At 68.1% G+C, this 12,425-nt stretch carries 15 protein-coding genes and 1 pseudogene; 9 read left to right on the top strand and 7 right to left on the bottom strand.

The genetic code is table 11. The features are described 5' to 3' along the window. Positions 1–815: pseudogene (gyrB, locus tag VJ693_RS05170) on the top strand (DNA gyrase subunit B); the annotation flags it as partial. Between the two features lie 132 nt (positions 816–947). Here the strand turns inward: gyrB and VJ693_RS05165 are convergent. After that, on the bottom strand, positions 948–1,835 hold the full coding sequence (locus VJ693_RS05165) for a class I SAM-dependent methyltransferase (protein ID WP_324152424.1): 888 nt from the start codon (positions 1,833–1,835) through the stop codon (positions 948–950). Between the two features lie 77 nt (positions 1,836–1,912). Here VJ693_RS05165 and VJ693_RS05160 point away from each other — a divergent pair, with 77 nt between their 5' ends. Next, entirely contained in the window at positions 1,913–2,809 is an 897-nt protein-coding gene (locus VJ693_RS05160; protein WP_324152422.1) for a LysR family transcriptional regulator, read from the top strand. A 313-nt stretch (positions 2,810–3,122) separates the two neighbouring features. Next, entirely contained in the window at positions 3,123–3,260 is a 138-nt protein-coding gene (locus VJ693_RS05155; RefSeq protein ID WP_324152421.1) for a hypothetical protein, read from the top strand. 70 nt (positions 3,261–3,330) lie between these two features. On the opposite strand, the gene VJ693_RS05150 is transcribed toward VJ693_RS05155, so the two are convergent. The 6 genes from VJ693_RS05150 to VJ693_RS05125 all read right to left on the bottom strand — a co-directional run bounded on the left by VJ693_RS05150 (position 3,331) and on the right by VJ693_RS05125 (position 6,489). Continuing rightward, a complete protein-coding gene (locus tag VJ693_RS05150) occupies positions 3,331–3,738 on the bottom strand; it encodes a c-type cytochrome (protein WP_324152420.1) in 408 nt (135 codons plus the stop codon). Next, the gene (locus VJ693_RS05145; RefSeq protein WP_324152419.1) at positions 3,735–4,304 is read right to left on the bottom strand and encodes a ferritin-like domain-containing protein; all 570 of its coding nucleotides are present in this window, start codon (positions 4,302–4,304) and stop codon (positions 3,735–3,737) included. Before VJ693_RS05145 ends, VJ693_RS05150 begins: the two co-directional genes overlap by 4 nt. Positions 4,305–4,349: 45 nt before the next feature. Further along, positions 4,350–5,063, bottom strand: coding sequence for an RNA polymerase sigma factor (locus tag VJ693_RS05140; RefSeq protein ID WP_324152418.1), 714 nt, complete (start codon positions 5,061–5,063; stop codon positions 4,350–4,352). A gap of 99 nt (positions 5,064–5,162) precedes the next feature. Continuing rightward, positions 5,163–5,849, bottom strand: a complete 687-nt coding sequence (locus VJ693_RS05135) for a Crp/Fnr family transcriptional regulator (protein WP_324152417.1) — start codon at positions 5,847–5,849, stop codon at positions 5,163–5,165. Between the two features lie 29 nt (positions 5,850–5,878). Next, complete coding sequence (locus tag VJ693_RS05130) at positions 5,879–6,004, bottom strand: hypothetical protein (RefSeq protein ID WP_324152416.1); 126 nt, start codon at positions 6,002–6,004, stop codon at positions 5,879–5,881. A 23-nt stretch (positions 6,005–6,027) separates the two neighbouring features. Continuing rightward, positions 6,028–6,489 carry a hypothetical protein gene (locus VJ693_RS05125; protein ID WP_324152414.1) on the bottom strand — a complete coding sequence of 154 codons (462 nt, stop codon included), beginning with the start codon at positions 6,487–6,489 and terminating at the stop codon, positions 6,028–6,030. A 401-nt stretch (positions 6,490–6,890) separates the two neighbouring features. Between VJ693_RS05125 and VJ693_RS05120 the strand changes: the two genes are divergently transcribed. The 6 genes from VJ693_RS05120 to VJ693_RS05095 form a co-directional block, all read left to right on the top strand. Beyond that, positions 6,891–7,565, top strand: a complete 675-nt coding sequence (locus VJ693_RS05120) for a c-type cytochrome (protein ID WP_324152412.1) — start codon at positions 6,891–6,893, stop codon at positions 7,563–7,565. 62 nt (positions 7,566–7,627) lie between these two features. Further along, entirely contained in the window at positions 7,628–8,488 is an 861-nt protein-coding gene (coxB, locus tag VJ693_RS05115; protein ID WP_324152411.1) for a cytochrome c oxidase subunit II, read from the top strand. 41 nt (positions 8,489–8,529) lie between these two features. After that, entirely contained in the window at positions 8,530–10,158 is a 1,629-nt protein-coding gene (locus VJ693_RS05110; RefSeq protein ID WP_324152410.1) for a cytochrome c oxidase subunit 1, read from the top strand. After that, entirely contained in the window at positions 10,158–10,694 is a 537-nt protein-coding gene (locus tag VJ693_RS05105) for a cytochrome c oxidase assembly protein (RefSeq protein WP_324152409.1), read from the top strand. Before VJ693_RS05110 ends, VJ693_RS05105 begins: the two co-directional genes overlap by 1 nt. A 39-nt stretch (positions 10,695–10,733) precedes the next feature. Next, positions 10,734–11,606: a cytochrome c oxidase subunit 3 gene (locus VJ693_RS05100; protein ID WP_324152408.1), complete on the top strand. Its 873-nt coding sequence runs from the start codon at positions 10,734–10,736 to the stop codon at positions 11,604–11,606. A 120-nt stretch (positions 11,607–11,726) separates the two neighbouring features. After that, positions 11,727–12,425: SURF1 family protein (locus tag VJ693_RS05095; RefSeq protein ID WP_324152407.1), on the top strand; the 699-nt coding region annotated here is incomplete at its 3' end.

The raw sequence follows: 12,425 nt of genomic DNA, 5'->3' as shown, positions 1-12,425 counted from the left end.
AGTCGGGCAAGGAGGAGCTGTACCTGAAGGACGGCTCCGAGCTCGATGGCTTTTTGCTGCGCATCGCGCTGCAGGGCGCGAAGGTGGAAACGGGCGGCGCCACGCCGACGACGCTTTCCGGCGATACCCTGGCCGAACTCGCGCGCAAGCACCAGGCGGCGGAGCGCGTGATCGAGCGGCTGTCGGGGTTCATGGATGCCGAGGCGCTGCGCGCGATCGCGGATGGCGTGCAGTTGAACCTGGATACGGTGACCGAGGCCGAGGCCAGCGCGATCAAGCTGCAGGCGAAGCTGCAGGAGATCGACAAGCTCACGAACGCGGCCCCCGCCGAAGTGGCGGGCGAATTCGACACCCGCAGCGACAAGCCCATCCTGCGCATCAGCCGCCGCCACCACGGCAACGTGAAGAGCAGCGTGATCACCCAGGACTTCGTGCACGGCGCCGACTACGCGGCCCTGGCCGAAGCGGCCAACACCTTCCGCGGCCTGCTGGGTGAGGGCGCGCGGGTGCTGCGCGGCGAAGGCGAGAAGGCCAAGGAAGAAAAGGTCGGCGACTTCCGCTCCGCGATGAAGTGGCTGATCTCGGAAGCCGAACGCTCGACGTCGAGGCAGCGCTACAAGGGCCTGGGCGAAATGAACCCCGCCCAGCTCTGGGAAACCACGATGGACCCGACCGTGCGCCGCCTGCTGCGCGTGCAGATCGAAGACGCCATCGAGGCCGACAAGGTGTTCACGATGCTGATGGGCGACGAGGTCGAGCCGCGTCGCGATTTCATCGAGACCAATGCGCTGAGGGCGGCGAATATCGACGCATAGCGGCGTCGAGACGCGCTGACGCTGATCTGCTTGGCAGCGCCGGGCCGGTTGTCGACAACGGCGCGCAGAAGCTGTCGGCGCTCGGCAGCAGGTGCGTGCGTCCGCACGCGCGGTCGCCTTGCATCGAACGGTTCATGTCGTCCCCTCGGGGCGGCGCCCCGCAGTCAACAGCAGCTCGTTCGGGCCCTCCCATCCCTCGTGGGAGGTGAAGGACATCAAACGCTCCCGCATCTCGCTCCAGGCCGCTTCGGCCGAAGCCGCATCGAGCCGACCGAGGATCTGCAGGATCGGGCTCGCCGAACTGCGGACGAAGGCCAGGTAGTGGTCGACCGAGGGCAGGTGGAACACCGCTTCAAGTGCGATGGTCGCGACCTCATGGAACCCGGCCGATCTGAAGAGGGCGTCGATGCGACCTGGCTGACCCAGGCTGAGCAGCCCACCGGCGGAGAAGGGGTCGCGCGCCGGCAGGCCCGCGTGCTTCAGGGCCGTGGACATGAGGATCGTCAGGCAGGGGTTTTTCTCGGGGCGCGAAAACACCATGGTGCAGACGCCGCCGCCGGGCCGCAGCGCGCGATGGATCTCGCGCAACCCTTGCAGCGGATCGGGGAAGAACATCAGCCCGAGCCGACACACCGCGGCATCGAAGGAGGCCTCGGGCACACCGAGGTCCTCGCCGTCGGCGACCCGGGTCTCGACATGGGTGAAGCCGGCGCGGATGGCGTTGTCCTGCGCCAGCGCCACGATCACGGGCGACAGATCGGTGGCGAGCACATGGCCCTGTGCACCCACCTGCTGCGCGATGGCCAGCGTCTGCTCGCCCGACCCCGCTGCGACGTCGAGCACGCGGGAGCCCCTCCGCACGCCGGCCATGCGGCACATGGCATCGGTCGGCTTGTGCAGCCAATGCCGGATGTCCGCGGCGTGGGCGTTCCAGCCTGCGGCGGCGGTATCCCACTGGGCACGCATGCTCGCCTTGAAGGCTTGGTTGCCGTGGATGCGGTCGTCGATCGATGAGTTCATGCGCTCAGCTTAGGTACTGGCGCTTCGCGGCGTAAGGCGCGAAACTGCATGATGGGGCCGCAATAGCGCATAGCCCGATGGCCTTCGACTGGGACGATCTCAAGCATCTGCTCGCCGTAGCGAGACATGGCAGCACGCTGGCCGCTGGTCGTGCGCTGGGCGTCGACCAGTCGACTGTGCAACGTCGGCTCGTCGAACTCGAACGGCGCATCGGCCAGTCGCTCGTGCAGCGCCAGCCGACCGGCTACCGCCTGACCGCGTTCGGCCAGGAGTTGTTGCCCTTCGCCGAGGCCGTCGAACGCTCGGTGCAGGCGTTCGAGCGACAGTTGTGCACGCTCGGCACAGAGACCGCCGGCGTGATCCGCCTGACCTGCCCCGAGCCGATCGTGAATCGCATCATGCAGACAGGGCTGCTCGATCGCTTCCACGCCCGGCACCCCGCGCTGCGCGTGCAGTTCGTGATGAGTGACAAGTACATCGACCTCAGCCAGGGCGACGCGGATGTCGCGCTGCGCTCGGGCGACAGCGACGACGACGAACTGGTGGGCCGCAAGATCGGCGACTCCATCTGGGCGGTCTACGCGAGCCGGACTTACATCGAGCGTCATGGTCAACCCGTGAACATCGAGGACCTCGCCAAGCATGCGCTGGTCGGCTTCGACGACACGATGGCCAAGCATCGCATCGCCCAATGGCTGCGCAAGGTCGCGCCGGATGCACCGATGGCAGCACGCAGCAGCAGCGTTCTCGGTCTGGTCTATTCGGTCAAGGCGGGCATCGGCATCGGGCCCCTGCCCCTGCCCCTCGGCGACGCGGAGCCCGATCTCGTGAGGGTGCTCGAGCCGGTCGCCGAGTTGTCGCGGATCTGGCGCCTGCTGACGACGCGTGAGTTGCGGCGAACGCCGCGCGTGTCCGCGTTGTTCGATTTCTTCGTCGAAGAGATCGAGACCCTGCAGCCCATCATCACGGGATAAATCCGAGGCCTGTGCAGTACCACAGTCAGCCTGTCCGGGCTGATGACTTGCACCACTCCGCGGGACATCACCGAGCCATGCGAATCCCACCAACCTCAGGTGGTTGACCTGCCGGCACGCGAACAACCAACATTGCCTGCCGGCGACAAGGCCGCAGCCCGGTAAAGTTCTCGCGGTCGCTTCAGGGAGATTCGAATGCACTTCTCGACACGGGCAGGTCTTGCTTTGATGGTGGGCTCGTTGTTCGCGGCGCTGATGCCTCAGGCGGCGATGGCGCAAGGCATGAACGCCGTGACGTCGATCGGCGTCGGGGATGATCACCTTCGAGCCGGCCGATGTACGCGCCTCGGCGGCATCGAAATCGAGCATGAAGTTGCCGATGGGTGTGACGTGCACGTCGCGCAGCGGCCAAGCCTTCTGGAACACGTGCTCGAAGAAGGCCGCCGATTGAGGTGGTGCTGGCGCCTCGAGCCGGCGCGGCATTCACATTCACGGTTAGCGGGCAGCGCCAGACTTCCGCCTCATCGGGTACGGCACGCCGGCGTCTGATCGACCTGCCGCAGGTAGGCGATCAGCTCGGCCCGCTGATGCTGATCGGGCACGCCGTCGTAGGTCATCGTGGTGCCCGGGATGACCTTCGTCGGCTCGGCCAGGAAACGGTCGAGGGTCCGGGTGTCCCAGGTGATCCCGGCCTGCTTCATCGCAAGCGAGTAGGCGAAGCCCGGCACCGTGCCGGCCCGGCGGCCGAACAGCCCGCAATGGCGCGGCCCGACGCGGTCGTAGGCCAGGGCGTGGCAGGCCAGGCAGCGGGCGTAGACCTGCTCGCCACGTGCCAGGCTGGCCACGCCTGTCTGCGCCCGCGCAAGGGGCGCCGTGGCGAGCCCCGCCAGCATGAGCGCACCGGTGATGGCCAGGGCCTGCCGTTTCATGACATGAAGGCTGCCGGCACGGCCGTGTCGCCCAGGGCCTGGCGCAGGATGGCCCAGTGCATCGCCTCGTCGCCGAGGATGCTGGCCGCTGCCTTGGACAGATCGCGGTTGCCGAACAACGGCACCGCACCCAGGTAGGCGCTGACGGCCCCTTGCTCCAGGCTGGCGGCAAAGCGCAGGACATCGGCCTGCGACCTGAGCTGCTCGACGGGGAAGTTGTACTTGGCCTTGGCCTGCACGGGGCTGCCGCCGAGCTTCTGCACGGTCTTGGCCAGCATGTCGGCATGCTCCTTGTGGTGCCCCTGGAAGCTCAGTGCCAGGTCCAGCACGCCGGCCTTCAGCAGCTTGCTCTCGGCGCCGAGCTGATAGGCCGCGATCGCTTCGAGTTCGGCGCCGAGCGCGGTGTTGAGGATCGGCACGTCATTGGCGCTGGGGCTGCCAGCCTGGGCCGCCAGTGCGTCCTGGCCGGCCAGCAGCGCCACGGCCGCGCCGGACAGTGCCAGGCCGGAATGGGCGAGGAACAGGCGGCGTGCCACGCTCGGTGAAGACATCTGGAAGAACGACATCAAGGGCTCCTGGTGAGTGATTGAGCCCGTTCGATGTAGGCCGCGTCAGCGGCGTTCCGGCTCGCCCGGGCCGGCGGCCAGACGGGCCATCACGGCCGACACGATGCGGTCGCAGCGCGCCCCGTCGAACGAGAAGGCGTCTGCCATGGCCAGGTCGATGTCGCGCGCCAGGCCCTCGCGCAGCAGGCCACGCGCGCGGAACAGGCGCGTGCGCACGGTCGATTCCGGCAGGCCGAGCGCGGCCGAGACCTCCTCGACACTCATCTCCTCGACGGCCCGCAGCATGAACACCGTGCGAAACGCCTCGGGGAGGGTGTCGATGCATGCTTCGATCAGGCCGCGCAGTTCGGACCGCATGGCGGCACGCTCGGGTCGGTCGTCCGGGTTGCCCTCGATCAGGTCTTCCATGCGGACGTCCTCCTGGTCGATCGAGGCATGGATGGCGAGCACCTGCGCCCCGCGGCGGCGCAGTCGCCCCAGCGCTTCGTTGATGACGATGCGAACGAGCCAGGTTGACAGCTTGGCGTCGGACCGGAAGCTGCCGATGGCACGCCAGGCGCACAGGTAGGCGTCCTGCAAGGCGTCCTCGGCCTCGGCATCGCTCTTCAGGACGCTGCGCGCGGTGCGGAACAGCAGGCGGTTGTGGCGCCGCATGATGCATTCGAACGCGGCGTCGTCGCCGCTGGCCGCTCGGGCGGCGAGTTCGACATCGTCCATCTTGTCTCTCGCGATGGTGGTCATCGCGACGGCGTTGTGCATGGAAGCCTCCTGGATTCGGCGTGGATGCCTATTGGATGCAGGCGCGCCGTGTTTCATTCCCGGCCTCGCTGGTCACGGCTGCTTCGCGTGTCGGTGGCGTCAGCGTCTCGTCGCCGCCCGCTGCAGCCGGTGGGTGTCCGGCACGGTGATCCGCCGGCCCTGCACCTGCAGCAAACCCGCGTCGCTCAGTTCGCGCAGGATGCGCGAGAAGTGTTCGGGCGTCAGGTTGAGCTGGGAAGCGACCTCGCCCTTGGTGGCTGGCAGGCTCAGCACCAGGCTCGCCTCGCCGCGGGCGTGTCGCAGCAGGTAGGCGATCAGGCGGGCGCTGCCGGTACCGGTGGCCTGGCGGTCGAGCTCGCGCACCAGCGCCTCGACGCGCCTGCTCAGGCCCGAGATCATCTGGCGGGCGAACTTCGGGTTGCGCTCGATCTCCGCGAACACGGCCTCCTTGGGCACCTGCAGCACCAGCGCGTCGCACGCGGCCTGGGCGTCGACGAGCGTCGGCCGCTCGAGAAACATCACCGGCTCGCCGAGGCTCTGCCCGGGCCCGACGGTGCCCGACAGGCGGGATCCGCGCGCCGGGGTGCTCGACGTCAGCTTGATGTCGCCATAGACGACCACGTACATGCCGGCCGCCGGCTCGCCCTTCCGGAACAACACCTCACCGCGCTTGAGCGGCCGGCGCACCACGACCGTGGCCAGGCGGCCCAATGCGCCCGCGTCGAGCTCCTTGAACATCGGCAGCCGCGCCAGCAGGGTCGCGGCGGGCGCTTCCCGATGGGTCATTGCCGCCAGTGCATGTGGCAACGGGCCGGTCAACGCGGCCGGCCGCCGACATGGCGGTACTCGATGACACCGCCATCGACCGCTCTCAGCAGCCCGGCTAGCGGATCGGCAGCGACGATCTGCGCGGTGGCACCGAAAAAGGCAGGGGTCTGCATCGCTGCGATTCTCACGCCGCCCATCAGTGGCCGGCGTGGATCGGCGTGAAGCCAGGGTGCTCGAAATGGCTGCCGTAGGCATTGACGGCCTGCGCCACCTTGACCAGGCCGAGTTCCGGGCGCAGCGTGGCGCTCTTGCCGGCCATCGCATCGGTGCCGGCGCCCAGCTCGGCGATGACCAGGTGGAGCATCGCGTCGGCCTTGGGCTCGAGCTTGCAGTTGGCGACGATGCCGCCGACCTCGCCCTCGATGCGGTGGGCCAGTTCGAGGTACTGCGTCGGCGTGAGCTTGCCGGCGTGCGCGGCGTCCAACTGGGGTTGGACGAGGCCACGGATGCGCTCCATGCCGTTGCGCAAGGCATCGTCCGTCGCCCATTTGTGGCCCTGGTTCAAGCTGAGTTGGTGGGGGGCGGCCGCGCTGTGGCTGTGCGCTGCCGTTTCGGCAAGGGCGGGGCCGGCCAGCGATGCCGCCAGAGCGGCAGCCATGACGGCGCCAAGCAGGGTTTGGGTTCTGATGGACGACATCTCGATCTCCTTTTGCACATCCCGGGGGGGCGTGGGCCGCCCACCTGCAGCGTCCGATCGTCAGGCCACGCGGCGGTTCGACCGGCTGGCGGATTCCTTAGGAATCATCAAGAAAGCGGCCTGCCGAAGCGTCGCTCGCCGAAGGGCGGCAAGCCAACGGGTGCCGACCCATTGGAAAACCCTTGTTGACGCGTGGTCTTAAGGGTCAGAGACTCCTGCACTAGCGTAAGTGCCGATTGACAAGCGTCAATTTGCCAATAGCAGATTTGAGCCTCAAGCAGTTTGTGATGGATCAAACATTGTCGGAATAGCGCCCGAGGGGCCGCCGACCGGCCTGTCGTTCGTTGCCGATGCACCTCGTTATGAAGACCACCCACATTTCTCGTGCCGCCGTCGCGGCGGTCCTGGCGCTCGCCTTCGCGACGCTGTCGCATGCGCAAGGCGGCGCCCCGGCGGGCAATGCCGCAGCGGGCGAGCAGAAGAATGCGATGTGCATCGGCTGCCATGGGATCGTCGGCTACAAGACCGGATTCCCGGACGTGCACCGCGTGCCCAAGCTGTACGGCCAGAACGCGCAGTACATCGCAACGGCGCTGGCCGAGTACCAGCGCGGCGAGCGCAAGCACCCGTCGATGCGCGCGGTGGCACAGACGCTGAGCGAGCAGGACATGGCCGATCTGGGCGCCTACTTCGAGGCGGCGAAGCCCCACCTGGCCGCCGCCGCAGCCCATGAGCCGATCAACGCCGATGCCGCGAAGGCGCTGGTGGACAAGGCTGGCTGCTCGGGCTGCCATGGCGCCGATTTCAACAAGCCCATCAGCCCCGCCTTCCCCAAGCTGGCCGGCCAGCATGGCGACTACCTGTACTACGCGCTGAAGGCCTACCAGACCGCCGACAAGGCGTTCGTCGGCCGCGGCAACCCGATCATGGCCGGCATGGTCAAGCAGCTCAGCAGCCAGGAGCTGCAGACCCTGGCCCACTACATCGAGAGCCTGACGGGCGATCTGGCCACGGTGCAGCGCAGCCGGTTCCGCTGAGCGCGGGCACCTCAACGATGGCCAATGAATCGGGGCGCGGCCCCGCAGCAGAAGTGGGCGTTATGAAGGCATTGACGAAGTGGGTGGGGGGCGCGTTCGCCGCGTGGGGGCCGGTGGCCGCATGGGCGGACTATTCGTACAACTTCCCCGAGCCGGTGACACCGATCGCGCGCGAGACGCTGCATGTGCACAACCTGTTCATGCTGGTGATCCTGGTGATCTTCTTCTCGGTGCTGGCGATCATGCTGTTCTCGTTCTGGCGCCACCGCAAGTCGCGCGGGCACCAGGCGGCGAGCTTCGTCGCGCCGCGCTCGCCCAAGCAGTGGTTCTGGGTGCTGGTGCCGTTCGCCGCGCTGCTGGTCATCGATTTCGGCGTGTTCGGCGTGCCGGCCTACCACGCGGTTCTGAACTACGAGGATTCGCGCAACGAGGCCGACCTGGTGGTCAAGGTCACCGGCAGCCAGTGGCTGTGGCAGTACGAGTTCCCGGCCGAGGGCGTGCAGTTCACCAGCCGGCTGGTCACGCCGCGCGCGCAGATCGACAACGAGCAGCCCAAGGGCGAGCATTACCTGCTCGAGGTCGACAACCCGCTGGTCGTGCCGGTGGGCAAGAAGATCCGCTTCATCACGACCTCGAACGACGTGATCCACAGCTGGTGGATTCCCGCCTTCGGCGTCAAGCGCGATGCGGTGCCGGGCTTCCTGCGCGAGTTCTGGGCCAAGGTCGACAAGCCCGGCACCTACCGCGGCCAGTGCTCCGAACTGTGCGGCAAGGAGCATGGCTTCATGCCGGTGGTCGTCAAGGTCGTGCCCGAGCCCGAGTTCAAGGAATGGCTCGCGGCGCACAAGCGCGCGAACGCCACGGCCAGCGCCGGCGCCGAGGCCAAGGCGGACGGCGCCGCGCCGGCCAAGCCGGCCCTCTGACTCCTTCCTTTCTTCAATTCACGCATCGACGGAGCTGCCGGATGTCGAACGAACTGGCCATTGAGCCGCACCACGGCCATCACCCCCACCCGAGTGGGATCGTGCGCTGGATCTCGACCACCAACCACAAGGACATCGGCCTGATGTACCTCGTGTTCGGCATCACGATGCTGATGGTCGGCGGGGCGATGGCGCTGGGCATCCGCGCGGAGCTGTTCCGCCCTGGCCTGCAGCTGATGCAGCCCGAGTTCTTCAACCAGCTGATCACGCTGCACGGCCTGATCATGGTGTTCGGCTTCGCGATGCCGGTCGCCACCGGGTTGGCCAACTACATGCTGCCGCTGGTGCTGGGTGCGCCGGACATGGCCTTGCCGCGCCTGAACAACTGGGGCTTCTGGATTCTTCCGCCGGCAGCGGTGATGCTGGTGATGCCCTTCGTGATGGGGCTGCTGGGCGTCGGGCCCGGTGCGGTCGACACCGGCTGGACGATGTACGCGCCGCTGTCGATCCAGAGCGGCTGGGGCATGGACTTCGCGATCTTCGCCGTCCACATGCTGGGCATCTCGTCGATCCTCGGCTCGATCAACGTCATCGTCACGGTGCTGAACATGCGCGCGCCTGGCATGACGCTGATGAAGATGCCGCTGTTCGCGCACGGCTTCCTGGTCACCGCGATCCTGCTGATCACGATCATGCCGGTGCTGGCCGGCGGCGTGACGATGGTGCTGCTGGATCGCCACTTCGGCACCCACTTCTTCAACGCGGCCGGCGGCGGCGACCCGGTGCTGTGGCAGCACATCTTCTGGTTCATGGGCCATCCCGAGGTGTATGTGCTGCTGCTGCCGATCGCCGGCGCGGTGCCGCACGTGCTGTCGGCCTTCGCGCGCAAGCCGCCCTACGGCTATCGCGCCCAGGTGTATGCGATGTGGGCCATCGGCGGGCTGTCGGTGGTCGTGTGGGCGCACCACATGTTCACCAGCGGCATGTCCACCGGCAGCCAGCTGTACTTCATGTACAGCACGATGGCGATCTCGCTGCCGCTGGCGGTGCTGTTCTTCTGCTGGATCGCCACGCTGTGGCGCGGCGCCATGAGCTTCGAGACGCCGATGCTGTTCGCGATCGGCTTCATCGTGCTGTTCGGCTGGGGTGGGCTGACCGGCCTGGTGCTGGCCGATGCCGCGGCCGACCCGCAGTACCACAACGCCTACTTCCTGGTCGCGCACTTCCACTACGCGCTGTACCCGACGACGGCGCTGGGCTCGATGGCGGCGATCTACTACTGGCTGCCCAAGTGGACCGGCCACATGCTCGACGAGCGCCTGGGCCGGGCCCACTTCTGGATGGCGCTGGTCGGCGTCAACCTGACCTTCATCCCGCAGTTCCTGGTGGGCCTGGCCGGCATGCCGCGCCGCATCCCGGACTACCCGCTGGTCTTCGCCGACTGGAACATGCTGTCCAGCATCGGGGCCTTCGTGCTCGGCGCCTCGCACCTGATCTTCATCTACAACGTGGTGAAGTGCGTGCGCGGCGGCCCGAAGGCCGCGAGCAAGGCCTGGGACGGCGCGCAGGGCCTGGAGTGGACGATCCCGTCGCCCGCGCCCTACCACTCGTTCGAGACGCCGCCGGCGATCGAGCCTTCGCCCGGCCACGGGCTGTCGGCGGTGCGCTGATGGGCGTGACGCAGGCGAACCGCCGCCTGGCCATGCAGCTTGCGCTGGTGGCGGTGTTCTTCACCGCCTTCGGCTTCGCGCTGGTGCCGATCTACGACGTGTTCTGCCGCCTCACCGGCCTGAACGGCCGCACCAACACGAGCGCGCTGGCGCCGGCGCCGAACACGCAGGTGGATGCCTCGCGCTGGGTGAAGGTCGAGTTCCTGAGCCACTCGATGCCCGGCGTCGCACTGGATCTCAAGCCCGAGGCCTTCTCGCTGCAGGTGCACCCCGGCAGCCTCGTGCACACGAGCTACGTGGTGCGCAACGAGGCCGGCCGCGTGTTCGTCGGCCAGGCGGTGCCCAGCATCACGCCGGCCACGGCGGCCGCGCACTTTCGCAAGGTCGAGTGCTTCTGCTTCAGCCAGCAGACGCTGCAGCCGGGCGAGGTGCGCACGATGCCGGTGGTCTTCGTCGTCGACAACACGCTGCACGAAGACATCCGCACGATCACCTTGTCCTACACCTTCTTCGAGGCGCCCAAGGCCCGCACCTGAGCCTTGCGCGCATGACCTGAGCCGCCGGGAGACCCCGCCATGACCGACCAAGCCCTCCATGCCCTGCCTGCCCCGCGCGGCGCCTACTACGTGCCCGGGGCCAGCCGCTACTCGCTGCTGCTGTCGATCGGCATCTTCCTTCTCGCCGCCGGCTTCATCTTCCGCCTGAACGGCGTGCCGCAGGGCCTGTGGAGCATGTACCTCGGCGCGGCCAGCATCCTGTACGTGCTGGTCGGCTGGTTCGGCGAGATCATCGGCGAGAACCTGCGCGGCAAGTACACGCATTGGGAGGACCGGTCCTACCGCATCGGCATGGTCTGGTTCATCTTCTCGGAGGTGATGTTCTTCGCCTGCCTGTTCGGCGGCCTGTACTACGTGCGGCGCATCGCCGTGCCCGAGCTCGGCGGCTACGACGCGGCGCTGACGCCGTACGCCGGCTTTGCCGCGGCCTGGCCGAGCAGCGGCCCGCTGGGCGAGGCGTTCACGCCGATGGCACCCTGGGGCCTGCCGGCGGTGAACACGCTGCTGCTGCTGACCTCGGGCGTGACGCTGACCATTGCGCACTGGGGCCTGCTGAAGAACAAGCGGGCGCAGCTGAACATCGGCCTCGCGCTCACGGTGGCGCTGGGCCTGGCGTTCCTCGGGTGCCAGGCGGCCGAGTACATGCATGCCTACAGCGAGCTGGGCCTGACGCTGGGTGCCGGCGTCTACGGCGCCACCTTCTTCATGCTCACGGGCTTCCACGGCCTGCACGTCACGCTGGGCGCCATCATGCTGATCGTGATGCTGGGGCGCAGCCTGCGCGGGCACTTCTCGGCCCACAACCACTTCGCCTTCGAGGCGGTGGCCTGGTACTGGCACTTCGTCGACGTCGTCTGGCTCGGGCTGTTCGTGTTCGTCTACTGGCTTTGAGGTGAACCCCCACGCCCCCTTCCGGGGGCTGCCCCCCGAGGGGGCTCGCGCAGCGGACCGGCAGAGCCGGATCCGCGCACGCCACTTGATGGGTGGCGGAGCAACTGAGATGAGGGTCTGATGCGAGGTGTGCGGCGGGTGCTGCCGCTGCTGGCCACGCTGGCTGGCATAGCCCTGTTCATGCGTCTGGGCTGGTGGCAATACACCAAGGCGCTGCAGGCCGAGGCCGCTGTGGCGCTGCATGCGCAGCGTTCGCATCTGCCGCCCGCCACGCTCGACGGGCGGCTCGTGCAGGCATCCCTGGCCGAAGCGGCGCGCTTCACGGTGCACGGCCGCTACGACGCGGCCCAGCAGTTCTTCATCGACAACCGGCAGGAGCACGGTGTGCCCGGCGTGCACGTGATCACGCCGCTGAAGATCGACGGCAGCGAGACGCGCCTGCTCGTCAACCGCGGCTGGGTAGGCTGGCCGCAGGGCCGGGGCGTGCTGCCGCAGGTGCCGGTGCCCGAGGGGTCGGTGCAGGTCACCGGCACCGCGCAGGCGCCGTCGACGAAGCGCCCGTTCCTGATGCCTGACCGGCCGGAGCCGTCGCAGCGGCTGTGGGCCCGCGTCGACCTCGAGCGTTACGCGGCCGGCACGCAGCAGGTGGTGCAGCCGGTGCTGCTGCTGCAGGATGCTGGCGACGCCGCCGACGGGCTGGTGCGGAACTGGCCCGCGCCCGAGGACCGCAGCGTCAAGCACCGGGGTTATGCCTGGCAGTGGTTCGGCATGGCGGCGGCGTTGCTGCTGTTCCACGTCGTCTCTGCCTGGCGCGGGCGG

The organism is Ideonella sp. (assembly GCF_035254525.1).
Taxonomy (GTDB): Bacteria; Pseudomonadota; Gammaproteobacteria; order Burkholderiales; family Burkholderiaceae_C; genus Ideonella.
Note: the sequence above shows the minus strand (reverse complement) of the source record. Positions and strands in the feature narration are given on the sequence as shown.

What these genes read in the sequence shown, in the direction of transcription:
- VJ693_RS05165 (WP_324152424.1), bottom strand. Translation starts at nt 1,835, where the DNA reads ATGAACTCATCGATCGACGACCGCATCCACGGCAACCAAGCCTTCAAG.
- VJ693_RS05160 (WP_324152422.1), top strand. Translation starts at nt 1,913, where the DNA reads ATGGCCTTCGACTGGGACGATCTCAAGCATCTGCTCGCCGTAGCGAGA.
- VJ693_RS05155 (WP_324152421.1), top strand. Translation starts at nt 3,123, where the DNA reads ATGATCACCTTCGAGCCGGCCGATGTACGCGCCTCGGCGGCATCGAAA.
- VJ693_RS05150 (WP_324152420.1), bottom strand. Translation starts at nt 3,738, where the DNA reads ATGAAACGGCAGGCCCTGGCCATCACCGGTGCGCTCATGCTGGCGGGG.
- VJ693_RS05145 (WP_324152419.1), bottom strand. Translation starts at nt 4,304, where the DNA reads ATGTCGTTCTTCCAGATGTCTTCACCGAGCGTGGCACGCCGCCTGTTC.
- VJ693_RS05140 (WP_324152418.1), bottom strand. Translation starts at nt 5,063, where the DNA reads ATGCACAACGCCGTCGCGATGACCACCATCGCGAGAGACAAGATGGAC.
- VJ693_RS05135 (WP_324152417.1), bottom strand. Translation starts at nt 5,849, where the DNA reads ATGACCCATCGGGAAGCGCCCGCCGCGACCCTGCTGGCGCGGCTGCCG.
- VJ693_RS05130 (WP_324152416.1), bottom strand. Translation starts at nt 6,004, where the DNA reads ATGCAGACCCCTGCCTTTTTCGGTGCCACCGCGCAGATCGTCGCTGCC.
- VJ693_RS05125 (WP_324152414.1), bottom strand. Translation starts at nt 6,489, where the DNA reads ATGGCTGCCGCTCTGGCGGCATCGCTGGCCGGCCCCGCCCTTGCCGAA.
- VJ693_RS05120 (WP_324152412.1), top strand. Translation starts at nt 6,891, where the DNA reads ATGAAGACCACCCACATTTCTCGTGCCGCCGTCGCGGCGGTCCTGGCG.
- coxB (WP_324152411.1), top strand. Translation starts at nt 7,628, where the DNA reads ATGAAGGCATTGACGAAGTGGGTGGGGGGCGCGTTCGCCGCGTGGGGG.
- VJ693_RS05110 (WP_324152410.1), top strand. Translation starts at nt 8,530, where the DNA reads ATGTCGAACGAACTGGCCATTGAGCCGCACCACGGCCATCACCCCCAC.
- VJ693_RS05105 (WP_324152409.1), top strand. Translation starts at nt 10,158, where the DNA reads ATGGGCGTGACGCAGGCGAACCGCCGCCTGGCCATGCAGCTTGCGCTG.
- VJ693_RS05100 (WP_324152408.1), top strand. Translation starts at nt 10,734, where the DNA reads ATGACCGACCAAGCCCTCCATGCCCTGCCTGCCCCGCGCGGCGCCTAC.